We start from the raw sequence: 26,642 nt of genomic DNA on the forward strand, positions 1-26,642 counted from the left end.
ATACAATAATTTCTGCTATATGTCAATTATACAAATGACATGCAACAAAATGTCCTGTCGCTTGTTCTTTCCATACAGGCTTTTTTTCTGCACAAATGGACATTGCATGTTCACAGCGTGTTCTAAAAACACAACCGGACGGTGGATTGATTGGACTAGGCAGCTCGCCATGCAATAGAATACGTTCACGTGATTCCTCGATATCTGGATCTGGAATCGGAATAGCGGATAATAATGCCTGTGTGTATGGATGTAATGGTTCCTCATATAACTGATTGCTCGTTGTAAGCTCTACCATGTGTCCTAGATACATTACTCCGATACGGTCAGAAATGTATTTCACCATTGATAGATCATGTGCAATAAATAAATACGTTAATCCTTTTTCTTTTTGCAATCGTTGCAAGAGCTTTACTACTTGCGCTTGAACGGAGACATCTAAAGCCGAGATTGGCTCATCCGCTATGATGAATTCAGGATCTAACGCGAGTGCACGAGCAATCCCTATGCGCTGTCTTTGCCCTCCTGAAAATTCATGGGGATAGCGGTTAGCATGATCTCTGTTGAGACCCACATCTTCCAATAACTCGTAAACTCTATTTTTCAATGCCTCTTTGGATTTATATAGTTTATGTACTTCCATTGGTTCCGCAATTATTTCGAGCACAGTTGAACGTGGATTTAGGGATGCATACGGATCTTGGAAAATCATTTGCATCTTTTTGAGATATTCTTTCCGCTCTTTATCATTCATTTCGTGTACATTTTTATCTTCAAATATAACGTTGCCTTGTGTTCTATTATACAATCCTAAAATTGTTCGTCCTGCAGTAGACTTCCCACAACCAGACTCTCCAACTAGACCAAACGTTTCCCCTTTTACAATGTCAAAACTGATGCCATCCACAGCTTTTAACGTTTCGCCGTGCCCCAGTTCAAAATGTCGTCTTAAATCTTGTACGGATAAAAGAACCTTTTCTGCCATGTAAATCCCCCCTAAACGGCATATCTTCTTACTGCACAGATTTCTGTCTCAAGCTTAGAACCTTCTAACTCCATAATCTCAATCGTTTTTCCCGTAGAAGGCGAATGCAATAGTTGTCCATTTCCATAATAGAAGCCAACATGGCGAACCGGACCTGTCCCCTCATCATTAGCGAAAAATAGTAAATCCCCTTTTTTCCACGAGGCCATATCGTGTATTGAAATTTCTTCTCCGCTTTTCGCCTGATCACTTGCATCACGAGGGATCAAATATCCGCCTGCCTTTAGCATATTGTATGAAAATCCAGAACAATCATAGCCATAGGGAGACATTCCACCCCATAAATAAGGAAGATCTAAATATTGTTCTCCTAAAGCTAAGACCTCTTCCGCTGATCTCCTTGAAAATTGTTCCATAGACATAGCAACATCTGCATATTTTTTTTGCAGTAATGCTTCTCCATGGGGAGTATGAACGTAAAAGTAGGATGCATCTTCTGAGATAACCGGAAGTGTTGTATTAAATGGAACGATAAGTAACGGTTTCTTTTCTTTATCCCACAACTGCGCTTTCACAGCGGCTACACGCGCAATGCCAATTGGATTCAAACATTTTGACTTCTTTAATTGTTTTACTGGAACCCAGCCAGGATATCCACGAGAATCCTTTTTAGAAGGCTGCCATACCGCAATAATTTTCGCCCAATCCCCTTCTATTTTTTCTACCAGTACTGGCTCTCCGTAAAGAAGTTGCGTTTGTACTCGATTTTCATCGCAAAGAGCAAGTCGCTCCTTATACGGCAGTGCCTCCAACCAGTCAGCTATTAACACTGGGTTTGAAATCCCAGGCGCATCCAATTCTCTGGCCGAAGCCGGCTCCGTCCAAACAGTTGCTACTTTTACACAACAAACCCACTCATGCACTCCTGTTGTCATTTATAGACCCCCTATACGATCTCCAATCGTGAAATACCAAGTCCATGCTCTTTTGAAAACGTCATCTTACTTCCTTCGTAACAAACCCCACCAACAACTAGATCCTTTGCAAGCATAAGCGGTGCATCAAAATCAAAGAAGTGAATATTTGGTTGACTAGCAGCGAAGTGAGCCGCCGCAGTAATTCCTATCTTTGTTTCAATCATACTTCCAACCATACATGCCACGCCATTTGCTTCAGCAAGCGCATTTATCTTTTTAGCATGATGAATACCACCGGATTTCATTAACTTAATATTAATCAAATCTGCAGCTCGCATTTCCAAAACCCTTTTAGCATCTATTACCGAAAATACACTTTCATCCGCCATAATTGGTGTATCTGTACGCTCTGTAACATATTTTAAGCCTTCTAGATCATGAGCAGGAACAGGTTGCTCGACAAACTCGATCCCTAGCCTAGCATCTTCCATTGCTCGAATTGCTTTAACTGCTTCTTTTGCATTCCAACCCTGGTTTGCATCAAGCCTTAGCTTCGGCTCGTTTCCAACTCGTTCTCTAATAGCCTGAATACGTGCAATATCTTCTCTCATATCACCTATACCAACTTTTACTTTTAAAACATGAAACCCATTCTTCACGTACCGCTCCGCGTCCTCAGCCATTTCATCTGGTGCATTCACACTTACCGTAAAATCGGTTTCCAATGTATCGTGATACCCTCCCAAATATTGATATAGAGGAAGTCCTGCTTGACGAGCGATTAGATCATGTATAGCCATATCGACTGCTGCTTTAGCACTTGTATTTCTGACAAGCGATGCATTTATTTTTTGAAAAATATGTTCACTTTCGCAAAGGTTAAGCCCGATTAACTGTGGTGCTATTATGTCGTTAATCGCATACCGAATACTAGCCATGGAGTCTCCAGTAATTACATGAGTCGGAGGAGCTTCCCCATAACCTACAACTCCTTCACTACTCGTGATTTTCACATAAACGGAGTAAGCAGTAGTAACTGTCCGAAGAGCCGTTTTAAAAGGCTTAGTAAGCGGAATTGCTACGTCAAACGTTTCAATCGATTGAATATTCAATTGGTTAGCCTCCCTTATTCAACTCCCGGTAAGATAGTAAGTGTTAAGTTATCTGCATCGAGTACTGCTTCTGTTCCAAGCGGAACCGCAAAATGTGGTTCACAATGGCCTATTTTGAAGCCTTTTACTGCCGGTTTACCTAATTGACCTATATAGTGATCGAGCACTTCCTCTAATGACAATGATATGGGACGTTTCTTTGGTTCTGCGTCTTTAAAATCTCCAATAACAAAACCAGCTGCTTCTTCTAGTTTTCCCGCTTGCCTTAGCTGGTTGAGCATTCCATCTACTCGGTAAGGCTCTTCCCCAATGTCTTCGATTAATAACAACTTACCTTTTGTGTCCACTTCATACCTCGTTCCGATACCACTTGCAAGAAGAGATAGATTCCCTCCCGTTAACTCGCCTCTCGCGACACCTGTCGAAAGACTTTCTAAAGGGGAAATCGTTGCCGTATAGTGAAGTTCCATTGGTTCAAATAACTGCTGAAACATTTTCTTCGATAGATCAGAAAAAGTATCTTTTCCTACATCAGATGCCAGCATTGGTCCGTGGAAAGTAACGATTTCCGAGTAAATATTCATGCTTGTATGTAAAAAAGTAATATCGGAATAACCCCAAAAAATCTTTGGGCATTCATTCATTAATTGAAAATCTATTTTATCTGTATACCTAGCAGAACCATATCCTCCGCCTGCGCAAATAATCCCTGCTATATCAGGGTCTGCAAACATTTCATGCAAATCTTCTAAACGTTCTTCATCCGTGCCTGCTAGATAGCCATACACGTTTTCTACACTTTTCCCTATTTTATAAGACAATCCTAGCTCCTCTAAAAAGGTTAAAGAACGCTTTAACTGTTCTAAGTTTGGTGGACTGGAGGGAGCAATAATTCCAATCGTGTCTCCTTGTCGTAATCGTTTAGGACGAATTTTCATAGTTATTTTCTCCTTTTTAATAAACAAAAGGGGCGGCACCTAAATAGGCACCGCTTCTTTTTTAGTTTTTATCTGCCCATTTTAAATCTAAGTAGCCTACTGGATGTCTTACAATGTCTGATACGGACGGCTTCTCTAATGTCACTTGGTTATAATAGTGAATTGGGAATACTGGCATCTCTTCCATTAACAAAGCATCTGCTTCTATTAACATTTCCCAACGTTTTGATTGGTCGGTTTCGTTTTTAATATCTGTTATTAATTTATCATACTCCGCATTTGACCAAGTTGTACGGTTCATCGATGAACCAGTAATGAAACTTTCAAGTGCATTTACTGGATCCGCGTAGTCAAATAAGAAAGAAGAACGCGACAACTGGTACTTAAATTCTTTTTGCTCTGTTGCAAATACACTTGCCTCTACATTTTGAAGTGCTACATCTACATCTAACACTTCTTTAAATTTACTTTGTAATGCTTCTGCAATTTTCTTATGAGTATCACTTGTAGAATAAGTTAATGTTACTTCAGGTAATACCGTATACCCTTCTTCTTTCATACCTTCTGCTAATAATGCTTTTGCTTTATCTGCATCAAAACCAACAAGCTTTCCAGCAGTTTCTCTAAACTCTTTTCCATCAGGACCAATGAATCCATAAGGAACAAATCCTTCTGCTGGTTTTTCCCCATTTTTCGTTACGAAATCGACCATTTCCTGCTGGTTAACAGCATATGCAAACGCTTGACGGATTTTTTTGTTTGTAAATGGTTCCATAGAGACGTTGAATCGATAGAAATATAAACCTGCTTGGTCTTCATTCTTTAGTTCCGGGCTGTTCATCAAGCTTTCAGCAAGTTCAGATGGCACTGCCGATGTGTCTAACTCGCCTGTTTGATACATTTGATATTCTGTATTGGAGTCATTGATCATTGCCCACTCTACTTTGTCAAGCTTTACAGCTGACGCATCCCAATAATTCTCATTTTTTGCAAACGTAAAGCTTACATCATGCTTCCAGTCAACTAATTTAAACGGACCATTCCCTACGAAAGTTTCTGCATCTGCGAACCAAGTAGGATTCTCTGTTGCTACTTTTTCATTAACCGGGAAGAAGCTTGGGTTTGTAATAATATTTAAAAATGCTTCTGTTGGTGTAGTTAGCTTCACTTCAAAAACTTTATCTTGTACTGCTTTAATCGCTACAGCATCAGCTGTACCAGTCCCACTGTTGTATGCTTCTGCTCCTTCAATGAAATATGCTAGAAATGCTGCTGGAGATGCCGTTTCAGGATTTAACATGTGTAGCCATCCATACACAAAATCACTTGCTAAGACTGGGTCTCCATTAGACCATTTTGCATCCTCACGAATAGTAAAGGTATACGTTAAACCATCATCGGATACGTCTATTTTCTCCGCTGTAGCGGGTTCTGCTAATGATCTTTTGAAAGTCTAACTAACCCTTCCATAAGATTGTTCAATGCATTCCAAGACACAGCATCAAATCCTACGGATGGATCGAATGAGGTTGGTTCATTCCCATTATTTAAATATAGTACTTTTTCAGTTGGCGTTGCTTCTGTTTCCGTTCCCGTTTCCCCTTTGTCACCCTCTTTTTCTGTACTTGGTGCTTCACCCGCATCTTTTGTAGCTGTACAAGCACTTAACACAAGTACAAATAACGCGACTACAAATAATGATAACCACTTCTTCATCTCAGTTCCCCCTTTGTATTGTCTATGTGAATGCACTATCGCGCGCTCATCCAACCCTATCGCTATTCTTGATGACTTTCGCACGCTCATCTTGTAGCCAGCAGTCTACTCTATGAGCTTCAGATAACTTATTTGTAAATGGGTATACATGATCACAAACTTCCATCGCATAATCACAACGTGCTGTGAATGGACAACCTTTCGGAGGAGAAAATAAATCCGGTGGAGTTCCCTCGATAGGTTGCAATTCCTCGTCCTCTAAGTCTAGGCGAGGAACAGAGTTTAATAGTCCCCGTGTATATGGATGCTCTGGAGTATAGAAGATTTCTCGCTTATTTCCAATCTCTACAATTTTACCCGCATACATTACTGCAATGCGATCTGCAATTTTTGCCACCACTCCAAGATCATGCGTGATTAATATAATAGATATCTTTTTCTTACGTTGTATTTCTTCAAACAACTCCAAAATTTGCGCTTGAATTGTTACATCCAGTGCGGTTGTCGGTTCATCCGCGATAAGTAATTCTGGATCACAAATAAGCGCTATCGCTATTACAATACGTTGACGCATACCTCCGGAAAATTGATGAGGAAATTGTTTTAAACGCTCCTCAGGGTTTGGAATTCCTACAAGCTTTAACATGTCGATAGCTCGTTTCTTTGCCTCCTGCTTTCCTATTTTTTTGTGGGTACGGAGACCTTCCGTTAACTGCTCCCCTATCGTTAATGTCGGGTTTAACGCAGTCATTGGATCTTGAAAGATCATCGAAATATCCACGCCTTGGATTTTGCGCAGCTCTCCCTTTGTCAATTTCGTCAAATCTTTTCCTTTAAATAGAATATGGCCATTTTTAATAATTCCAGGTGGTTGAGGAATCAGCCCCATGATCGCATTTGAAGTCACACTTTTACCGCAACCCGATTCTCCAACGATGGCAAGTGTTTCTCCTTTATACAAGTCAAAGTCAACACCTCTAACAGCTTCGACTTCTCCTCCGTATGTTCGAAAGGAAACTTGTAAGTTATTAACTTGTAATACTTTCTCATCTGATATCATTTTCTTCTCTTTTTTCTTACGTTCATTCACCTATTCTCACCTCCTAAGCTTCGGATCCAGTGCATCTTGTAGTCCATCTCCTAGTACGTTAAAAGCAAACATTGTTAAGGAAATAAAAAATGCTGGGAAGAATAATCGCCACCAGTGACCAGATAGGATAACCGGTAAGGCATCGTTTGTCATCACACCCCAACTGGCAAATGGTGCTGCAACTCCTAAACCTAAAAAGCTAAGAAATGCTTCTGCAAAAATTGCACCCGGTACAGTAAGTGTCATCTGTACAATAATAGGTCCCATCGTGTTAGGAAGTAAGTTTTTCCCAATGATTCGCGATGTTTTTGCACCAAATGATTTGGAAGCTGTGACAAACTCGTAGTTCTTTATTTGCAAAACCTGCCCTCGAACAATTCGTGCCATTCCGACCCATCCAGTTACGGTTAGGGCCACAATTATTGTAGTTAAGCTTGGTCCCATTACAACCATTAGCAATATGACCACCAACAAATGTGGCAATCCATAAAGTACTTCGATGACGCGCATCATTATTGCGTCTGTTCTGCCTCCCTTATACCCACTAAAGCCGCCATAGATAATACCTATAAAAAAGTCAATAAGAGCTGCCATCACACCTACAAACAATGAAATTCGAGCTCCATACCATGTTCTAGTAAATACATCTCTTCCAGCTTCATCCGTACCGAACCAATGGGCTAAAGAAGGAGCTTTGTTTTGGTTGGGATAATCTGTTCCTGTAACGGAATAAGGAGATAATATAGGTCCGAAAATAGCCATAAACAATAGGAAAATAAGGAAAGCTAGTCCAACCATTGCCAGCTTGTTCTTTCTTAACCTCCTCCAAGCATCTTTCCAATAGGATAAAGAAGGTCTGACTACAGATTCTGCTCTTCCTTGTTCTTTTTGTTTAGGTCGAAACCATTCGTCTTTTACACTTTGTGGGGATACTATTTTAGTTGTAGTTGAATTAGTCATTACGCATCCCCTTCTTTTCGATGTAGTTTTATACGTGGATCTAAGAAACCGTATACGATATCCACAAGGAATAGCATGAATACTAAAAATGCACTATAAAATACGGTCGATCCCATTATGACTGGATAATCACGGTTGTTGATGCTCTCTACGAAATATTTTCCCATTCCCGGGATAGCGAAGATCCGTTCAATAACAAATGTTCCCGTTAAAATTCCTGCGAGCATCGTTCCCATAATGGTAACTACAGGCATAAGTGCATTTCTTAATGCATGCCTAACAACTATTCTTACCGGTGAAAGCCCTTTTGCACGAGCCATTTTAATGTAATCCTGCGTTAACACCTCAAGCATACTTGATCTCGTTAAGCGCGCAATGATAGCCGTTGGTCCAGTTGCAAGAGCGAGGGTAGGTAATATCATATGTAATGGACTACTCCACGTGGCAGGAGGAAGCCATTCTAAATTTACTGCAATTTGCTGAATAAGTAAGGTCGCCAGAACAAAGTTAGGAACAGAAATCCCCACAACAGCAAAAGTCATTGCTGTATAATCTATAATCCCGTTATGCCTTAAGGCCGCGAAAGTCCCTAAAGTAACCCCCGACAACAAAGCGACTAAAATGGTGACCATTCCAAGCTCAAAGGAAATTGGAAATCCTCTTGCAAGTAATTCATTTACAGATTCGTTAGGCTTTTTAATGGAAGGTCCAAAATCAAAAGTAACGATAGACTTCAAATAATATAAATATTGAATATGCATTGGTTCATCTAATTTATAAAACTTTTCTAAATTCGCTTGAATAGTAGGATTAGAAGTACGCTCATCATCGAATGGAGAACCTGGAATGGTATGCATCAATGCGAAAGTTAACGTAGCAATGATAAGAATCGTTGCTATCATCATTAAAAAACGTTTAATAATATACTTCGCCATAAGCAAACTTCCCCCTTAACAAAATTTCGTTTGCATTGCTAGCTCTACCATTACAAGCATTGCACGGTAGGCCTCTAATATATCTTTCGCCTCGAACTTAACTATTGTTGTTCCTTCTATAATTTCACAACCGGGCATAAGAGCTGCCCATTCCGCCTGTCCATAGTTAGCAAACTCAATTCTTAACGTAGGATTTTTTGGTGGTACGAGAGGTTTTATTTGATCACTTTTGCTAATCGCTTCTTCCACCTTTTCTTTCAACAATGCATGTGCCTTTTGTGGATGCAAGGTTTTAACGGCAGATCTAGAGATCGATTCTTTCACAACTGCAGTAACCACTCCAGGAATCAGCGCCTCTGCTTCCCTACACGCTCCATCATCCCCAGCAACCATAATAACCGGTACACCAAAGTGACCTGCTACATATGCATTTAATCCCAATTCACCTATTTCCACATCGTTTATATACATATTTCTTACTCCAAATATCATTGAGTGACTCATAACCCCTGGTTGTCCTGCTCTTGAATGATAGCCAGCAAATACTGCACCTATGTACGATTCATCTAATGATTGCACCATTGAAAACGGTTTCACATCACCTGTTATCAATTTCGCTTCTGGATGCAATTCCTCTATTAAAATATTATTCATCTTCGAATGACTATCATTTACTAGAACCTCTTTTACTCCGCTTGATAAAGCCCCTTCCACAATCGCATTTGCTTCTTGCGTCATTATACGTCGGGCACGTTCATAATTATGTTTTCCCGAGTCTACAAATGTATGATCTGGCAAGCCTGTAATTCCTTCCATATCAATTGAAAGAAAAATTTTCATATCTTATTTCCCACCCCTTTACTTTTTGCATACAAATTCCAAATCTAGAATAAGTTCTACTTTATCAAAAAATATAGAATATTACAATATGTTTTGAATTTTGAAATATATTAGATTTTCTACAATCTAAAAAGCAAATGCGCTTTAATATAAAGGCATTTGCTCATCTAAACTAGAAGTCTTTCTTTCCTTTATCTAGGCTGGCCTGGGAAAAATTGTTGTTGACCCATTGGTTGACCGAATTGTTGACCCATTTGTTGGCCCATTGGTTGACCGAATTGTTGCCCAAAAGGCTGTTGGAATCCGCCTTGTTGCATCGGGAAAGCTTGCTGAGGTGGATTAACTACTACATTTCGATTTGTTTCAGTCCAGAAATGTTGTGGGACATTGACGATATGCTCTCTGTTCACATTCACAATTGGGTGAATCACCGGTTGCATTCTTGGTAAAAATGAATCCCGCACTCGATATTGTGGAGGACATACTATCGGCTGAGCAGCTGGTTGTTGCCACGGCGATACTTGCCCGCAACCACATTGGTTACCCCATTGTGGCATTTGTCCGCATGAACTACATGAATGACGATTTTGGTTCATGATTAAATCACCTCCTTCTTGCACTTATAGTAGTAAATGCAAAACCCCCCCCGATAAACTAGACAAACATCTCAGTTCCATGCAAATAAAAAACTTCCTTTTTTAAGAAGAGTTTGCGCAGTACAGGGAAACGGCGTGTGAGTGAGATGAATGAAGCGTCCGCTGGTTGAGCGATGAGAGGAATCATTTGCCTACTAAGGAACAAAGGCTAAAGCGCCACTGTTTAATATTGAATGTTAGGAGATATTTGCAACTGATAAATTCCAGTAAATGATGTAATACGACGAAATGTGATGCGAACGCGACAAAGCTAACAAAGCAGATGCTTTTTGTAAAGAAACCCTGAATAATGCACCATTATTATTAACATCTCACTCCAAGTAAACTTGCTTTATGAAAATTGGTTGCTCTCAGAAGTAATTTGGTTGCTTTCAGACTGATACTTGTTGCTCTCAACAGTCGTTTGGTTGCTCTCAGACTGGAATTGGTTGCTTTCGACAGTTGTTCGGTTGCCCTTAGCCACTTATTGGGCATACCTATTCTGCAACTAAATCCAAGCGGTCACTTCATTCAACTCACTACCCAGAAGAGAGCAACCTGTACGATGAGATGACTGTAGCTGTGATCTTTAAATTGCACTTAATATAGAAAAAAAGAACGTCTCCGAAGAATACGCTCTTTTCGATACTTCCCATATTTATGTGTGTGGTGTTTGTAATGCCATTTGTAACTTTCTTTCCCAACAATCAAATGAGACCTTCAGGAAAGAAAGTATTTTATATTTACTCGTTTTAGCCTATACAAATGGGTAATTGGCGTACGACGAGGTGTTACCTTTTATTATTTCCAGATTTCTTTTGAGATGTCCACGATGTACTTTAGTTTCTCCCACTGTTGCTCTTCAGTAAGTTTGTTGCCATGATGAGTAGAAGCAAAGCCACATTGGGGGCTAATACTTAGTTGATCAAGTGGTACATATTCAGATGCTTCTTTTACACGAGCGATAATATTTTCTTTGTTTTCTAGTTCTCCATTTTTAGAAGTGAATACACCTAATACTACCTTTGCCCCGCCGTTTGGAATATGCGCAAGCGGCTTGAAATCGCCTGAACGATCGTCATCATATTCTAAGAAAAATCCATCTACTTTTTCTTTAGCGAAAAAGGTTGGAGCGATTAGTGCGTAACTTCCTCCGAATGCCCAAGTTGATTGGTAATTTCCACGGCATAAATGAGTCGTCACCACCAAATCTTCCGGCTTATTTTCCAATACACCATTCATGACACGTAGTGCAAGGTCAATTAAAAACGCTCTTTCCTCTTCCTTATAAGGAATATCTGGTGAAGAAAGTCCAGCAATGTACACATCATCGATTTGTAAATACCTTACTCCTGCTTGATAAAATGCTTGAATTGCACCCTGGTATGCTTTAATAATGTCTTTTGCAAAGTCCTCTACATCTGGATAAATATTTTCGTCTCGTATACCAGGATGGAATAGCTGATTTGGACTTGGAATTGTTTGTTTTGCAACTGCACGGCCGTCTACAATTTTGTTGAACTCGATAAAGTCTTGGATAAATGGATGATCTGGGTTAAAAGAAATCTTACCAATGTTTCGAACCTCGTATTTGTCTGTTTCTAATCCATCGAATTGATATCCCTTTTCAGGGACATATCCTTCAAATCCATTTAGATGTTCTAAAAAGTCTAGATGCCACCAGTCACGTCTAAATTCCCCGTCCGTCACAAGCTCTAAACCAACTTCAAGTTGTTTGTCTACAATACGCTTAATTTCTTTTGTTTCTATTTCTTTTAGTTGCTCTCTCCTGATAGTTCCGGCCTTAAAGTCCTTTCTTGCTTGTAGTAAGTTTTCTGGTCTTAATAAACTCCCCACATGATCCGCTCTGAATGGTGCTGCAATAGCTGTTTTTGTTGTCATAATGATTTCTTCCTCCTTAAATTTGAATTGGAAATCAAATAAAACCCCTTCTTAAAAACAAGAAGAGGTTTACACGTCAGAGTAATGATTCTCTTCTTATCTTCAAGCACGAAACGCTTCTGGAATTAGCACAGTACTAAAAGCCTGTTGCTGAGGTATCGTAGGGCCAGTCCCTCCACCTCTCTTGATAAGAAAGTTGTTCTATTTGATTGATTACTAGATTACATCCTTTCGACTGTTCTGTCAATACAGAATTTTAAGTAATTTAACCTCACTGTTTCTAATTGTTTTAAATCTTTAAATTTTGGGTACAACTCTGAAGAAACGGAACCCTTGATATCATTTGATTTCACCTTATTTTATTAGTATAGTTAGACATTTAAAATTATCCATTCTACGAGGGGGAAGTATGAAGAAACTATCTATTACATTTTATATCACTATGGGCTTAGTCATATTAGCCGCAGGGTATGGAGCTCTCCAGCCCGAAAGTTTTGAAACAATTACTACAACTATTAAAAGCTTTGTTGCATCCTCATTTGGTTGGTACTACATGCTACTAATGACGTTTATGCTGGTACTAAGTATATTTTTTATCTTTAGTCCATACGGAAAAATCCGCTTGGGAAAAGATACAGATCGCCCACAGTTTTCAACGGTGACATGGATTTCTATGTTGTTTTCTGCTGGTATGGGAATTGGGCTTGTTTTTTATGGCGCTGCTGAACCTTTGTCGCATTATGCTATCAATCCAGCAACTGCAGAACCAAATACAGCTGCGGCCTTTAAGGAAGCTCTCCGTCAGTCCTTTTTTCACTGGGGATTTCACGTGTGGGCTATGTACGGGGTTGTTGGATTATCCCTTGCCTTCTTCCAGTTCCGTAAAGATGAACCAGGGTTAATATCAGCAACATTGAAACCGATTTTCGGTAAAAAGATGGAAGGACCATTTGGTATCCTGATAGATGTTCTTGCTATTTTTGCCACTGCATTTGGTGTAGCTACTTCACTTGGATTTGGTGCTGTTCAAATTAATGCAGGTTTGAACTATCTTTTCGGCATGTCAATTGGAATCGTTTCTCAGATAATTATTGTTGCTATCGTAACGGTTCTGTTTATTGCTTCCGCATGGTCCGGTTTAAGTAAAGGAATCAAATATTTATCGAATACAAACTTAGTATTAGCGCTTGCAATACTTGTTTTTGTTGTCCTTCTCGGTCCAACATTACTCATTTTTGATATGCTCACGGACTCTTTTGGAGGGTATTTAGCCAACATCGTTCAAATGAGCTTACGTACAGCACCACTCAGTCTAACTGATCGCGAGTGGCTGGAAGATTGGACAATCTTTTACTGGGCTTGGTGGATTTCATGGGCTCCATTTGTAAGTATGTTTATAGCTCGTGTATCAAAAGGGAGAACAATTAAAGAGTTTGTTACTGCCGTATTAGTTGCGCCAACAATACTTGGAGCAATTTGGTTTTCCGCTTTCGGTTCAACTGCCATTGATATGCAAAAAAGAGGCGTTGCTGATTTAGCGAAAGCGTCTACTGAGTTGACTATATTTGAAATGTTCCATGCAATGCCCTTGGCGACAATTGTATCGATTTTTGCCGTGGTACTTATTGCATGCTTTTTCATCACATCGGCCGATTCTGCCACCTTTGTTCTCGGTATGCTCTCAACAAACGGCTCATTGACTCCGCCAAATAAAGTAAAACTTATTTGGGGAATTACCTTGTCAGTCATCGCAACCATTTTGTTAGCCGTTAACGGACTCGATGCTTTGCAGAATACCATCATTATTGCAGCTTTACCTTTTTCTTTTGTGATGCTTTTCATGATTGCCTCTTTAATAATGGGATTAAAAAAAGAAGTGAGGCAGACAAAAACCAAAAAGTAAAAAAAGTAAAATGCCAAGGACTAACCAGATTCCCTTGGCATTTTACTTTTGTATACGAATAATTAAGTAATGATTTTGAATACATAGAGTGAATTATGAGATAATAGAGGCTGCAAGGGGGTTTTAGTATGATTCGAACAATTGGAAGAACGTCCAACCAAGAAATAATCAGCGATTTTCAGTTGGAGGATATAAATGAGAAAATGTTTGAATGGTATTGGGTTGATATTGGTGAACCTACAAAAGAAGAGGAAACACTACTTAGCTCCTTCTTTCATTTTCATCCACTTGCAATTGAGGACTGTTTGTTTCGACTTCAACGGCCAAAAGTGGATCATTACGATGGTCATTCTTTTTTTGTATTGCATACATTTAACGAAGAAACATTAGAAGCAGAGGAACTAAATTTGTTTGTTGGAGAAAACTTTGTAGTTACTTTCCATTTTCCTTCTATGCATGAGTTAGATCAAGCACGCGAACGTATTGTTGAAAATACAAAATGGTGGAACCACGGAGCGATGCATACAGCTTATCATATTTTCGATAAAGTGGTGGATGCATATTTTCCAATTGTCTATAAAATTGAAGATTATTTAAACGATATAGAAGATAAGCTATCCTCCGATGTATACCATTTATCCTTAGATCAAGTATTTGACCTACGAAGTGATTTACTGCGATTGCGACGAACAATTCTTCCTATGCGAGATTTAATCTACAGGGTGTTGAATTCTGAACGTGTCAATTTGCAACAAACGGAAAAAGCCTACTTTGGGGACATTTACGATCACCTATTAAAGCTTGCCGATATGGTGGAATCGAACAGAGAGCTAACAGCTGATATTCGGGATAGTCAAATGTCCATCAACTCGAGCCAGATGAACCGAATTATGATGATTTTAACAACTGTTTCCACCGTCTTCATCCCTTTAACATTTATCGCTGGGGTATATGGGATGAACTTCACAAACATGCCAGAACTTGAATGGCGTTATAGCTATTTTATTGTGCTTGGTATTATGTTAATTATTGCAGTATCGATGCTTGCTTGGTTTAAATATAAAGGCTGGTTTAACTTGTTTAAAAACTAACTTAATGAGGTGAAATGTTGATAGAAATAGAAGGAACATTTAATCGTGCACTTGTATTTACAAATACAATTGAGGAGACCGCAAAGCGTCAGGTCGAGGAGCTTTGTAGTCTTCCCTTTTTACAAGACACGAAAATACGGATGATGCCAGATCTTCATGCTGGGAAAGGCTGTACTGTTGGCACAACGATGACAGTTTCCGACAAAGTTGTACCTAATTTTGTAGGAGTAGACTTAGGTTGTGGTATGATTTGCGCAAAACTAGAGCTTAAAAGAGAAGATGTTAACTTCGAAAAGCTAGATAAAACAATTAAGAAAAACGTCCCAAGCGGAACGCGAATTAGAAACAAAGAACATCGTCATACAATAGAAATACCATTTGCAGAGGTTGCTGCTCCTATAAATGAAAGTCGCGCTCGTTTGAGTTTAGGAACTCTTGGGGGTGGAAATCATTTTATCGAACTGAACGAAGGAAGTGACGGCAGTATCTATTTAGTTATTCACTCGGGAAGCAGAAATTTAGGAAAACAAATTGCGGAACATTATCAGCAAGTTGCCCATCAATCTCTGGGGGATTCTGTTCCGAAAGATTTAGCATATGTAGAAGGTCAAAATATGAAAGATTATTTATGGGATCTTTCCATTGCACAAAAGTACGCAGCACTTAATCGTAAAACGATGGCTGATGTCATTTGTAGGGGGATGAATTGGAAGATTGAATCCGTATTCGACACAATTCATAATTATATCGATTTAGACAATATGATTTTACGGAAAGGTGCTATTTCTGCACAGGATGGAGAAATTGTCATTATTCCAATGAATATGCGGGATGGTTCATTGATCTGTCGAGGAAAAGGCAATCCTGATTGGAATTATTCTGGTCCACATGGTGCAGGTCGTATTATGAGCCGTTCCCAAGCCAGAAAGCTTGTGGCATTGGAGGACTTTCAGGATTCGATGAAAGATGTGTGGAGTACCTCTGTTCTAGCGAGTACGGTTGATGAATCACCATTCGCTTATAAAGATATGCAAGACATACTTGCTCATGTTGCGGATACGGTAGATGTGTTAGAAGTGATTAAACCAATTTACAACTATAAAGCGCATTGATGGAGGAGCTGACAATACAATGTCAGCTCCTTATTGATTGGCCGTCCAGTAATAAAACAACGCGGCAAAAGTTAATTTTTCTATATGAGATAAATCAGAAGCCAGCGATACATGCGTGTTCATCGCTTGCGCTTCAAATGCTGGGTGAGTTGCATAAGGAAACATACCAAAACGGTACGTTGCCAGGCGTTTTCCCTCAAAACTATTTACGTCTATATCACCGTATGTACTTTTCGCTTTCATTTCATGCATCTTTTCATTATCCGCATTGAAAAAAACTGCCTTATTTTTCAAAGAGAATATTGGCATAATTACAGTGGATATAGGTGATCTTGTATGATCATATACTTTCAGTTGCATATATTTAAGTTTATTTTTTATCGTAAAATGACTTACAAGTCTTCCATCCATTGTGGTCAAATCATACGTAATGGGGAAGAACATACCACTTTTTAAAATAGCGAAAGCAGTTAATTTACGTTTGATTGGTTCATTTTTTGTCGGTGTAATCATGTAAAGCCGTTCTCCTGTATGAGAAACTAAGTAACTATTAGGAATGAGCGATACATCATTTTGAAAGTTTAACTCATTAACAGGAAATTCGATCGAATAATATTCGCTATCTATTTTCTTCTCATCTGGTAACTTTTCTGCAGCATGCTGAAAAAAGTAAGAAGTACCTAATAGCATGCATACTGAAAATCCTAATATAAAATGAGTCTCGAAATCTTTCCACATAACATCTTTAAAAATAAAAACTAGCGCTATATAGATGACTAATGTTAACAATGAACCTAACTTCGTATACTTTGCCGTCCGTTCATATATATGTTTCATTTGCAACACCTCTACAAGTACATACGATTGAACATTCTTATAGTTTCACAAAAAAACTTTAGAAGCTATATCTTCATAACTTCTAAAGTGAATTTTACGGATTTTTCAATGCCCGCCCAAATATTCTTTTTAAAAAGTAACCTAAACCGTATAAACAGATGAATACAAAAAGGACTAATAACATTGTTTCCAAAGGGTAGGATAAAGAAAGTGGATCTAAAAAAATCTGAAACAACACAAGTAAATAAATAATTCCAGCACTACCTGTTAGTAATACTATCCCGATTATAGCTACTTGAGGGAAAGAAAGCTTCTTTATATGTTTCCGATGTTTTACTAACTCCAAAATAATTACAAAAGCTATAATGATAAAGGTGAGTGTCAGTTCCTTAACATAAATAGAATTGATCAAATAAACGACGAGCAGCATAATCAAAATATATTTATAAAGTTCGTCGATTCGCTTTAACATGCGATCACTTCCTACTCTTCTAGTATCTCATCTCCATGCGTTGTCTACGATGTAAGCGTCTAGCAGGTCCTGTTTCAAATAAACGAATTTCCTCTTTCGTTTCTGGATGAATGCCTTTTACTGGAATCGGTTTATTGTTTTCATCCACTGCTACCATCGTTACAAAAGACTCGGTCGTTAGCTTTTCTTCCCCAGTCAAAACATTCGTCGATGTTACACGTACATATACCTCCATGGATGAACGGCCAGTTGAAGAAACAATTGCATCTAATTCAATTACATCTCCCACTCTTGCGGAAGAAACAAAGTCTACTGAATCTATAGACGCTGTTACAACAGCACCTTTTGCATGCTTCATTGCAGTAATTGCCGCAATTTCATCGATATAGGCAAGTACTTTTCCACCGAAAATTGTTTGATGATGGTTTGTGTCTGGCGGAAGGACTAAATGGGTTTGAATTGTTCTAGATTGGCTCATCGGATTTGTTTTCATATTTATTGCTCCTTTTAATCGTCTGTTTCATTGATAGTATACCATGATGTTTAATTGGTACCGGAAGACGCTGCTACGCTCGTTGCCGCAATAGTAGAAATCATCATCGCTTGTTGCGCTTGCAAAATAAGTTCTAATGATGTTGCCATCGAAATTGCGGCAGTTGCATATATATCTTTTGATGATCTTAAAGAAAGTCCAAACGCTATTGGCAGTGCAGATTCTTTATACCAGGAAAACAACTTCATATTTGCGATTGATTCGTAAGTAGTCACGATCTCATTTAACTGATCTTCCTCTAATTTTAGGGCAGCCATAAATCCAATAATCGGATATTGTGGAGCCGACGTTTTTATTTTGACAGTTTTTAACCCATCCCGAATAATAACTGCTCGTTGTATTAAGCTTTCTTCATAATTGGGACTCGTATACGTTAATACTTGGGACATCCATTGTAATTCATTTCCTGCGTAAAACTTATAATCTTTCAGCTGTTTGTAATATCTATTCATCGTTTCCGCACGAAGAGCAGTGTCACCTTCCAGCTTTCCTAAAAACATTGCATAAGGATAGTCATCTGTAGATGTTAAAAAACGATGATGTTTTTTCATATCTGCCATTAGTTGTTCTGCACGCTTTATTTCTCCTGACCAATTCTCTTTGTCCTCAGACATCATTAACGCAGCTAAATACGCATAGCTATTAATCTTAAAAGATGCTGCTTTTAATGCCTCTGTTTTTTCTATAAGCAAATCGACCGCTTGTTTCGGTTCCATATCACTTACATCGAGCGTAGAAACGAAAAGAGGATGTAAGTGAGAACGCAATGGATTAAACATGCCTACACTTTTTTTAATATGCGTTGAAATCTCATTGTATCTTTTTTCGTTAAATTCTCTCTCTAATGTTACATAATACCCTGCAAGTGATAATGTTACTCTCTTATCTACCGTCCATCCTAAAACTTTTTTAAGTGCATTATATGTTCGTTCGATTTTTTCATTTACCGTCATCTTCACTCACTCCTTTTCTTTTTTACGGAATTTGCACTATAATGGTTTCACGCTTTGATATAATTATTTTAACTCATAAAAGTAGGTGGCAATCATGCGTATAAATAAATTTTTAAGTGAAGCCGGCATTGTATCCCGCCGTGGAGCGGACAAGTGGATCACAGACGGAAGAGTCATGATAAATGGAAAGCAAGCAGAGTTAGGTAGTCAAGTAGAAGCTGGAGATGATGTACAGGTAGACGGAAAACCAATTGTTGTGGAACAACCACTAGTGTACCTTGTTTTAAATAAGCCTGTAGGCATCACAAGCACTACGGAACGCCATATTAAAGGCAACATCGTCGACTATGTGAATCATCCACTTCGCATTTTCCATATAGGTCGATTAGATAAAGACTCTGATGGCCTCATTCTATTAACTAATGATGGCGATATCGTAAATGAAATTCTTCGTGCTGAAAAAGGTCATGAAAAAGAATATGTGGTCACAGTCAATGAAAAAATTACAGATACTTTTTTAGCGAAAATGGCGGCAGGAGTTAACATCCTTGGAACGAAGACCCTTCCTTGTAAAGTAAGAAAGTTAGGACCCTATACGTTTAACATCATCTTAACGCAAGGTCTAAATAGACAAATTAGAAGAATGTGTTCTGCACTTGGCTTTACTGTAAAACGATTACAACGCATTCGAATTATGAATATTACAATTGAAGGGCTTCCTATTGGAGAATGGAGAGAGTTGACGGAAAACGAGAAAAAAGAATTATTCACGACACTTGACTATTCCCCTAAACGGTAATTGCAGAAACATCGAAAAATGTGTGATTCATTTGACATGACACCAAAAGGTTTTATATAATAATCAAAACGAAACTAAAAGGTTTCATATTCAAAATGAAAGCAGGGAAATCGATGGAAAATACATTACCTGATATTACGCAAACAATCGTATTAAATGCGCCCATTCAAAAAGTATGGGATACAGTAACAACATCCGAGGGCATTGCCTCATGGTTTATGCCAAATGACTTTAAACTGGAAGTAGACCATGAATTTCATATTCAATCACCTTTCGGACCATCTCCTTGCAAAGTAACAGAAGTAGATGCTCCTAATAAGCTTACATTTATATGGGATACAGATGGTTGGGTCGTATCCTTTATTTTAAAAGAATTAGGGGATCAAACAGAGTTCACGCTCATTCACGGTGGGTGGAAACAGCCGGATGCAATCATTCCAAAAGCAAATCAAAAAAGCGCTATTATTCGTGAAACAATGTCTCAAGGTTGGGTAGGCATTGTCCAAAACGGTTTGCGAAAGGCTGTTGAAAACTAATTGTCCTCCTCTGCACAAAAATATGATGTGTTTCAAGCAATAGCAGACCCAACGCGGAGAGAAGTTTTAAAGCTACTTGCTCATAAAGAACTTCCTATATCGGAAATTACTTCCCACTTTCCGATGAGTCGTACAGCAATTGCCAAGCATCTTCATATACTTTCAGAAGCCAATTTAGTGAGCGGACAAAAAGTTGGTAGAGAAAAAAGATATCATTTAAAACCAGAAACCTTTCAAGAGTTAAAAGACTGGCTTTCCTATTATGATCAGTTTTGGAGTAATAAGTTGTCTATGTTGAAGTTTGTAGTCGAAAACGACGGAGAAGATAGCAGAAGTAACAAAGAGACCGATTGAATATTATCACGAGTTTCATTTCCTAGCATAACATTCAAAAGTGACTATCCAATTTTATATTGATTGGATAGTCCTTTTTTGTTGGTTACTTATTATTTCCGACTGATGTAATCTTATTGAATTTCAAATCCTTTAAAAGAGACAGGATTTTATATTAGATAGATGGAATATTAAAATATAAAAAAATTTCAAGGGGTGTTTCTATGAATAATCCTATCTTAAATCAAATCGGAACAGTATTTATTCCTGTAAGCAATATAGAGAACGCGAGAGATTGGTACTCTGATATTTTAGGATTAAAAATAGAAGGAAAAATTCAGTTTGGTCACCTTTACGTTATTCCTATGGAAGGTACAGGGATTGTATTGGATAGCAAAATTTATTCAGAGGAAAGAATTTTTAAAACACCAGCATTCCACTTAAATACTAAAAATATTGAAGAAGCATTTCATTATATGCGTAAAAAGGGAGTAAATTTGATTACAGAAATAGAACATAATCATTATTTTAATTTCAAAGACCCTGATGGAAATGTAATAATGATTTGTGAATGTTGATTTTAAGTTAAAGGGTATTTTAATAAAATAGCCCAGTTAGGCACTGGGCTATTTGTAAGATATACTGTGAGTTCTACTAATTCAATGGAAGCCAAAAATATTATACTTATTATCGGTCTTTTTTCGTTATTATGAATTACCAGCTACACGTTTTTCAAGTGCTTGAAATAATTTCTTTTTGTCTACATTTGGTCGAATTGTTTCCAGTTGTTCTAATGCTATTTTTGCACCGTAATCCATTCCCTGGCAGCCTGCAAGTAATACAAGATCACCTTCTTCAATGTTCTGTAGACCTTGTTCTATTGCACTTGGCAATTCCTCATATAAACGAACATTAATCCCTGCTTCTTCCATTACTTCTTCAAATACTGCAAGTTCGCTATCTGAGACAACATCCTTTTGAGTTACATGCGAACGGCTTAATGTAGCTATCACTTCATGTATCCCTAGTCTAGGCGCCCATTTCGCAATTGTCTCCGCATTCTCTCTATTCACGGTAACTCCTCGATCTCCTCTTATTGCATACACAAGACAAATACGGTTAAAATCCATTCTTTCTAATGTACCTAACGTAATATCTATGTTCCCGCTATTTGCAAAGTGGTCATCGATAATTTTAAAATCATCCTCAAAGATGATTTCGAAACGGCGTTCCACTCCCACAAACTCTTTTAGGCTCTTTTGAATCGTTTCAACAGGCACTTCGCATAATAAGCCAATAATGATACTAACGATCGAATTATATACAGAGTGGAAACCTGGTGTAGAAAGTTCAATTTGGAATTGTTGTTTTGGAATCACAAGATCCTTCGTAACTATATCTTTAGAAATGACTACTGTGAATTTTGCTCGACCAGTTGATAAATCGAGGTTTTTGCAAGTTACATCTGCAGACTGTTCTTCTACACCATAAGTGATGACTTCCGCTTTTGTTTGGTCTACAAGAGAGGCCGAATACGTATCATCTAAGTTTAAGATTGCTATTTTATCCTCACCAGCGTTCCGGATAAGACTAGATTTATGTTCAAAATAATTTTCAAATGACGAATGTAAATCGATATGCTCGCGACTAATATTATTCAAAGTAACAATATCAAAATCCACGCAGCCTACACGATTCAATTCAAGTGCAGATGAAGATACCTCCATCGTCGCATGTGATACATCCTCTTCCACCATTTGTGCATAAAACCGTTGTAAATCTAAAGATTCAGGTGTCGTCAGCTCAGATGGTTCTGCATAATCACCGATTTTCACCACAACGGTGCCCATTAATCCTGTTTTCAAACCGTGGTTTTCTAATATAGCATTTGTCATAAACGAAGTGGAAGTCTTCCCGTTTGTCGCAGTAATGCCAATCGTTTTTAATTTTCTTGTTGGGTGATCATAAAATGCATCTGCAAGTGTGGCAAGTGCAATTCGACCGTTTTCTACTTTGTACTGAGGTACTTCCAAACTTTCTATAAAGTCCTCTACTACAAGTGCTACCGCTCCATTTTCAACTGCTTGTCCAGCAAACTGGTGTCCATCTACCTTAAACCCTTTTATACAAACAAACACTTGTCCTTCTTCCACCTTACGTGAATTATAAGCAAGTCCTGTTATTTCTATTTGTTTTGCATTTTTTACTTCAGTTATCTTGATATGTTCCATTAACTTGGTTATTTCCATTAATGTGGCCACCTTTTTGTGAAATCATTGTATATTTCAGTTTACCCCAATTTACAAAAGAAGAAAACCGAGAAGAACGTCCCTTCTCGGTTTTAAATTGCTTCGTTATAATGTTCTTTACAAAAAGCAAGAACTTCCACTTCTTCTTCCTCTTCAAGTCCAAAGTCTAGTACTTTGCCATTGCTTCGATTCAAGAAATGATATTGTACGATTCTTTCTTCTGTTTCTACAACTGCTAAAATTACTCGTAAATCCAATGAGCTGTCCTCATCAAATAACTCGTCATCTTCCGGCACTTCGATCCCCAATAAAAACTCATAGCGATCGCCCGTAATAATGCCTGTTGGGTCTTTTATTTTTTCAACCTCATAGGATGTTATTTTCAAAAAGTCCACCTCCGTTTATACAGTTTATCATGTTTTGTAAATAAAATAATCCAATTTATATGTTATTGCTATAAAGATTATATATAGCAGAAGAGGAAAAACCCGTGAAACACAGTACCACTTGTCTCCTACATACTAGTATTAGGAAAAGCGCTGTATTCTATTCTTTTTACCGTTATCCATATAAAAAAGTAAGGAACGAAAAAATCAATTTAATCTTCCCTCTATTTCACTCATAATCTTATATGCACCACTAGAAATATTTGCACACACCGCAAGGCTAGCATCTATTTCTGGATAATAGGATGAATGAAAGCTTACCCCTGGATCATATCCCATCAAATGATACTTAAAAATAGTATCCTCTTTTTTCTTTATCCATACCCCATAGCCATAAAAATCATCCGCTTCTTCCTGTACATGAGGTGTCAATAATGTTTTCGTCAATGACCCACTTAATAATCTATAATTCACAAGAGCATCCCAAAACTTCAGCATATCCCCAACCGTTACAAAGGCTCCCCCATCTGAACCACCTTGAACAGGAATAGAGTACATATTAGTTTTCCATGTTCCATCCTCGTGCTCCAGATAGCCGAATGCTGTTTTTGCTGGAAGAGAGTCTAATGCGAAATAACCTGAATCCGTCATCTCTGCTTTTTCAAAAATGGATTTTTGTACATAATCCTTAAATTCAAGGCCACTTGCTTGTTCGATGATTAAACCGAGCACGATAAAACCAGCATTATTATAGTGAAATTTCTCGCCTGGGCTAAACTTCATTTGGGCATGTTGGAAGAATGGTAAAAAATCTTGAAGACGTCTCATGTGATACATTGGCTTTTCTATCCATAATTCCTCAAAGTCATCCATTATCTCCTCATCGAAATAGTCAGGAATGCCCGAAGTATGAGTCAGAAGATGATGAATTGTAATATTTTCATTGAAATTTGGAAAGGAGATGTCTAGGCATTCCTTTAATTTACTATCGAACGAAAGCTTACCCTCTTCTACAAGTCGGCTAATAGCTACTGCTGTAAATATTTTGCATCCCGATGCTATTCCAAATCGTGTGCTTATCTCATTGTCTAATTTATCTGCTCGATTGGCATATCCATAACTACTTTTAGCAAGCACTTGTTCTCTCTGTTTTACAAGGATGGATCCTGAAAAACCAATTTCTTTTTGAGTATGTTCAATTTGTTCCTTTAGATCATTTCCCATTCACATCACCCGCTTTGTAATTTTCAAAAAACTATTGTTCTTTTCATTGTACACTATTATTCTAAGTCCTCGCACATTCTTAACTAGAATATAAGTTAGGAGTATTCTACAATATACTTACAAGAAGGATCGGAGAAGGAGAATGCATAAAATGAGTGACTTAAACAAGGAGCTATATAATTTTATCATTGAAAACAAATCAAAAATAACGGAAGATTGGCTAGCGAGTAAGCTTTTGGACAATCCCTCTTATGCTACAACCGATACTGAAGTATTTCTGAGAACTGAAAATGGTTCCCTTATTGAGGCAATTTCCTCCGTGTACATCCAAGATAAAAAGGACTTTCGAGCGTATATAGAAAATCGTGCTTTCCAGGTGGCGGAGATGCGAGTAGAAGAATCCTTTCCTTTATATGAAAGTGTTCACGGGTTCAACAAGGTCAGAAAAATATTCTGGAATTATGTAGAAATGTTTATTGAACAGACCGATGAGAAAGTTTCTGGTATTGAAGTGGCCATTTGGTCTGATTTGATGAATTCGGCTATCGATTATATTGTGGATATTTTTGCTAAGCACCACCATGAATATTCTCAAAAGATCCTGGTTGCTAATCAGGCATTAATCACAGAACTTAGCAGCACTGTCATTCCTATTAAAGAAGGTATTGGTGTATTGCCACTCGTTGGTAGTATTGATGATGAAAGAGCCAAAATAATATTCGAATCTACTTTAGCCCAAAGCTCATCCAAAAAACTGAAAACTATTTTTATCGATTTTTCAGCAGTACCAGTATTAGATTCGATGGTTGCCAATCAGTTATACCAATTATTAATAGCGCTTAAACTTATCGGTGTAGAAGCGATTTATTCAGGTATTCGCCCAGAATTAGCACAATCTATTCTTTCACTTGAAATCGATTTAACAAGCATTAAAACCTATTCAAGTTTAATGCAAGCTTTGAAAGAGAATTCCAACTAAGAAAGCGACTAATACTGCTAGGGTAGCGTATTAGTCTTTTTCGTTATATTACATTTATTTTCCCATCTTCCGACATACTAATCGTTTGACCATCTGTAAATTCTATTTCAATAGGCGAAGTGATACTTATTTTTTTAGAAAAATACCATCTTCTGTTTGGCGGGACCAATAAAATAAATGTATCCTTACTCCCTAGAAAGTTAAGCTCTTTGGGATCGATATCCACGTGTCCTGAAACATGTACACCAATAGCTTGTAATTGTTCCCCTACCTCCTGGACAAAAGGAGTAGTTATACTGACCTCACTTAGGTTTAAAAGAGAATCACTACTGAAATCACTCCATTTATCTACATGTCGCCTTGCAATTAGTTCGATTATATTGCCTGCCGGATCTTCAAAGTAAAATGCATCTGCATTAAAACGAGAATAGTAAATTTCATCCACTGCATCTTCTCTATTTAATGTAACTCTTTCTTTTGCCCAATACTTTGCAAGGGTAAACTGATTTCCCGGAATATTAATAGCAAAATGGTATACAGTATTTTTAGAAGACTGCTGAAAAGTTAATGTGGACGTACCGATAGATAACTTGAAAAACTCATCCCCTGATTCAAGAATAGTAAGCCCTAATACATTTCCATAGAAGCCCTTAAGTTGTTTTAGTTTATCAGTATATAACTTAACTGCTCGAAACATTTTTTCACCCCATTATTTGACGTCTATCAATTCAAAACGCTCACAAACTAAAAGCATATCCTCAGAAAACGTTATTCCTACTTCTTTGAGCTCCTTTGTAAAAAATTCGATATGCACATCACGCCAATACTTGTAGGAACGATCTCCTTCTCCTTCTGCGTATGCAAAATCAACTGGAACCTCATTCATAGGCATTATGCTTACTTCGGAAGTTCGTATGATGCAAATAGGTTCATCTTTGCTGTTTAATACAATACTATAGTCATCTACTTTTGGTAGAGCCTCATTTTCTATCTCATAAAATATATGCCCGGAACAGGTTGCTGATTTTACTCCGTCTACAACAAGTTGGACTAATTCATCTGGACTTCCTCCGAATTGCCATGCACTAACAGATTCAGGCATTTCTTTTCCTTCCCAAAAGGAAATCCAATAATTTTGCGCTTGTACATTCATTATAAATTCCTCAATTCTTTGTTCCTTTATAC

Annotated in this window: 27 protein-coding genes, 1 pseudogene and 1 riboswitch; of the genes and pseudogenes, 8 read left to right on the forward strand and 20 right to left on the reverse strand. The window is 37.9% G+C overall.

Translation table 11 applies throughout. The annotated features are described in order from the left end of the window. Nucleotides 1-22: 22 nt before the first annotated feature. The 11 genes and pseudogenes from OR571_RS04055 to OR571_RS04105 all read right to left on the reverse strand — a co-directional run bounded on the left by OR571_RS04055 (nucleotide 23) and on the right by OR571_RS04105 (nucleotide 12,030). The gene (locus OR571_RS04055) at nucleotides 23-985 is read right to left on the reverse strand and encodes an ABC transporter ATP-binding protein (RefSeq protein WP_282241567.1); all 963 of its coding nucleotides are present in this window, start codon (nucleotides 983-985) and stop codon (nucleotides 23-25) included. 11 nt (nucleotides 986-996) lie between these two features. Continuing rightward, nucleotides 997-1,920, reverse strand: a complete 924-nt coding sequence (locus OR571_RS04060) for a C40 family peptidase (RefSeq protein WP_282241569.1) — start codon at nucleotides 1,918-1,920, stop codon at nucleotides 997-999. A gap of 11 nt (nucleotides 1,921-1,931) precedes the next feature. Continuing rightward, nucleotides 1,932-3,014 carry a mandelate racemase/muconate lactonizing enzyme family protein gene (locus OR571_RS04065; RefSeq protein ID WP_282241570.1) on the reverse strand — a complete coding sequence of 361 codons (1,083 nt, stop codon included), beginning with the start codon at nucleotides 3,012-3,014 and terminating at the stop codon, nucleotides 1,932-1,934. A 14-nt stretch (nucleotides 3,015-3,028) separates the two neighbouring features. Next, nucleotides 3,029-3,952, reverse strand: coding sequence for a S66 peptidase family protein (locus tag OR571_RS04070; RefSeq protein ID WP_282241571.1), 924 nt, complete (start codon nucleotides 3,950-3,952; stop codon nucleotides 3,029-3,031). A 61-nt stretch (nucleotides 3,953-4,013) separates the two neighbouring features. After that, nucleotides 4,014-5,668, reverse strand: a pseudogene (locus OR571_RS04075) (ABC transporter substrate-binding protein). 46 nt (nucleotides 5,669-5,714) lie between these two features. Then, complete coding sequence (locus OR571_RS04080) at nucleotides 5,715-6,728, reverse strand: ABC transporter ATP-binding protein (protein ID WP_282241699.1); 1,014 nt, start codon at nucleotides 6,726-6,728, stop codon at nucleotides 5,715-5,717. Between the two features lie 36 nt (nucleotides 6,729-6,764). After that, nucleotides 6,765-7,718 (reverse strand): ABC transporter permease, encoded by a 954-nt coding sequence (locus OR571_RS04085; protein ID WP_282241572.1) that lies wholly within the window; start codon nucleotides 7,716-7,718, stop codon nucleotides 6,765-6,767. Beyond that, entirely contained in the window at nucleotides 7,718-8,653 is a 936-nt protein-coding gene (locus tag OR571_RS04090) for an ABC transporter permease (RefSeq protein WP_282241573.1), read from the reverse strand. The genes OR571_RS04085 and OR571_RS04090 overlap by 1 nt, the downstream gene beginning before the upstream one ends. Before the next feature lie 15 nt (nucleotides 8,654-8,668). After that, a complete protein-coding gene (locus OR571_RS04095) occupies nucleotides 8,669-9,493 on the reverse strand; it encodes a M55 family metallopeptidase (protein WP_282241574.1) in 825 nt (274 codons plus the stop codon). A 191-nt stretch (nucleotides 9,494-9,684) separates the two neighbouring features. After that, the gene (locus OR571_RS04100; protein ID WP_282241575.1) at nucleotides 9,685-10,089 is read right to left on the reverse strand and encodes a hypothetical protein; all 405 of its coding nucleotides are present in this window, start codon (nucleotides 10,087-10,089) and stop codon (nucleotides 9,685-9,687) included. 840 nt (nucleotides 10,090-10,929) lie between these two features. Further along, nucleotides 10,930-12,030, reverse strand: a complete 1,101-nt coding sequence (locus tag OR571_RS04105; RefSeq protein WP_282241576.1) for a 5-methyltetrahydropteroyltriglutamate--homocysteine S-methyltransferase — start codon at nucleotides 12,028-12,030, stop codon at nucleotides 10,930-10,932. A 93-nt stretch (nucleotides 12,031-12,123) separates the two neighbouring features. Next, nucleotides 12,124-12,224, reverse strand: a riboswitch (SAM riboswitch). A gap of 215 nt (nucleotides 12,225-12,439) precedes the next feature. Here OR571_RS04105 and OR571_RS04110 point away from each other — a divergent pair. The 3 genes from OR571_RS04110 (at nucleotide 12,440) to OR571_RS04120 (ending at nucleotide 16,136) form a co-directional block, all read left to right on the forward strand. Further along, complete coding sequence (locus tag OR571_RS04110; RefSeq protein WP_282241577.1) at nucleotides 12,440-13,933, forward strand: BCCT family transporter; 1,494 nt, start codon at nucleotides 12,440-12,442, stop codon at nucleotides 13,931-13,933. Between the two features lie 128 nt (nucleotides 13,934-14,061). Further along, complete coding sequence (gene corA / locus OR571_RS04115) at nucleotides 14,062-15,024, forward strand: magnesium/cobalt transporter CorA (protein ID WP_282241578.1); 963 nt, start codon at nucleotides 14,062-14,064, stop codon at nucleotides 15,022-15,024. Nucleotides 15,025-15,041: 17 nt separating this feature from the next. Next, the gene (locus OR571_RS04120) at nucleotides 15,042-16,136 is read left to right on the forward strand and encodes an RtcB family protein (RefSeq protein ID WP_282241579.1); all 1,095 of its coding nucleotides are present in this window, start codon (nucleotides 15,042-15,044) and stop codon (nucleotides 16,134-16,136) included. 30 nt (nucleotides 16,137-16,166) lie between these two features. Here OR571_RS04120 and OR571_RS04125 read toward each other — a convergent pair whose 3' ends face one another. The 4 genes from OR571_RS04125 to OR571_RS04140 form a co-directional block, all read right to left on the reverse strand. Then, nucleotides 16,167-16,973: a hypothetical protein gene (locus tag OR571_RS04125; protein ID WP_282241580.1), complete on the reverse strand. Its 807-nt coding sequence runs from the start codon at nucleotides 16,971-16,973 to the stop codon at nucleotides 16,167-16,169. A 94-nt stretch (nucleotides 16,974-17,067) separates the two neighbouring features. Beyond that, a complete protein-coding gene (locus tag OR571_RS04130; protein WP_282241581.1) occupies nucleotides 17,068-17,445 on the reverse strand; it encodes a hypothetical protein in 378 nt (125 codons plus the stop codon). Nucleotides 17,446-17,464: 19 nt separating this feature from the next. Further along, the gene (locus tag OR571_RS04135; protein WP_282241582.1) at nucleotides 17,465-17,938 is read right to left on the reverse strand and encodes an acyl-CoA thioesterase; all 474 of its coding nucleotides are present in this window, start codon (nucleotides 17,936-17,938) and stop codon (nucleotides 17,465-17,467) included. 50 nt (nucleotides 17,939-17,988) lie between these two features. After that, nucleotides 17,989-18,951 carry a DUF4003 family protein gene (locus OR571_RS04140; RefSeq protein WP_282241583.1) on the reverse strand — a complete coding sequence of 321 codons (963 nt, stop codon included), beginning with the start codon at nucleotides 18,949-18,951 and terminating at the stop codon, nucleotides 17,989-17,991. Between the two features lie 94 nt (nucleotides 18,952-19,045). On the opposite strand from OR571_RS04140, the gene rluF reads away from it, so the two are divergent. The 4 genes from rluF (at nucleotide 19,046) to OR571_RS04160 (ending at nucleotide 21,197) form a co-directional block, all read left to right on the forward strand. Next, nucleotides 19,046-19,750 (forward strand): 23S rRNA pseudouridine(2604) synthase RluF, encoded by a 705-nt coding sequence (gene rluF, locus OR571_RS04145; protein WP_282241584.1) that lies wholly within the window; start codon nucleotides 19,046-19,048, stop codon nucleotides 19,748-19,750. 113 nt (nucleotides 19,751-19,863) lie between these two features. Next, complete coding sequence (locus OR571_RS04150) at nucleotides 19,864-20,286, forward strand: SRPBCC family protein (RefSeq protein ID WP_282241585.1); 423 nt, start codon at nucleotides 19,864-19,866, stop codon at nucleotides 20,284-20,286. Then, nucleotides 20,287-20,640, forward strand: a complete 354-nt coding sequence (locus tag OR571_RS04155) for an ArsR/SmtB family transcription factor (protein ID WP_282241586.1) — start codon at nucleotides 20,287-20,289, stop codon at nucleotides 20,638-20,640. Nucleotides 20,641-20,843: 203 nt separating this feature from the next. Continuing rightward, entirely contained in the window at nucleotides 20,844-21,197 is a 354-nt protein-coding gene (locus OR571_RS04160; protein WP_282241587.1) for a VOC family protein, read from the forward strand. A 129-nt stretch (nucleotides 21,198-21,326) separates the two neighbouring features. On the opposite strand, the gene OR571_RS04165 is transcribed toward OR571_RS04160, so the two are convergent. The 3 genes from OR571_RS04165 to OR571_RS04175 form a co-directional block, all read right to left on the reverse strand. Beyond that, nucleotides 21,327-22,868: a Mur ligase family protein gene (locus OR571_RS04165; protein ID WP_282241588.1), complete on the reverse strand. Its 1,542-nt coding sequence runs from the start codon at nucleotides 22,866-22,868 to the stop codon at nucleotides 21,327-21,329. A gap of 92 nt (nucleotides 22,869-22,960) precedes the next feature. Beyond that, on the reverse strand, nucleotides 22,961-23,263 hold the full coding sequence (locus OR571_RS04170; protein ID WP_400791735.1) for a DUF6509 family protein: 303 nt from the start codon (nucleotides 23,261-23,263) through the stop codon (nucleotides 22,961-22,963). A 198-nt stretch (nucleotides 23,264-23,461) separates the two neighbouring features. Continuing rightward, a complete protein-coding gene (locus tag OR571_RS04175) occupies nucleotides 23,462-24,478 on the reverse strand; it encodes a serine hydrolase domain-containing protein (protein ID WP_282241590.1) in 1,017 nt (338 codons plus the stop codon). A gap of 151 nt (nucleotides 24,479-24,629) precedes the next feature. On the opposite strand from OR571_RS04175, the gene OR571_RS04180 reads away from it, so the two are divergent. After that, nucleotides 24,630-25,457 carry an STAS domain-containing protein gene (locus OR571_RS04180; RefSeq protein ID WP_282241592.1) on the forward strand — a complete coding sequence of 276 codons (828 nt, stop codon included), beginning with the start codon at nucleotides 24,630-24,632 and terminating at the stop codon, nucleotides 25,455-25,457. Between the two features lie 43 nt (nucleotides 25,458-25,500). Here OR571_RS04180 and OR571_RS04185 read toward each other — a convergent pair whose 3' ends face one another. Then, complete coding sequence (locus OR571_RS04185; protein ID WP_282241593.1) at nucleotides 25,501-26,154, reverse strand: glyoxalase; 654 nt, start codon at nucleotides 26,152-26,154, stop codon at nucleotides 25,501-25,503. Nucleotides 26,155-26,166: 12 nt separating this feature from the next. Next, nucleotides 26,167-26,610, reverse strand: coding sequence for an ASCH domain-containing protein (locus OR571_RS04190; RefSeq protein ID WP_282241594.1), 444 nt, complete (start codon nucleotides 26,608-26,610; stop codon nucleotides 26,167-26,169). Nucleotides 26,611-26,642 lie beyond the last annotated feature (32 nt).

This window comes from Psychrobacillus sp. NEAU-3TGS, from assembly GCF_029955155.1.
GTDB lineage: Bacteria > Bacillota > Bacilli > Bacillales_A > Planococcaceae > Psychrobacillus.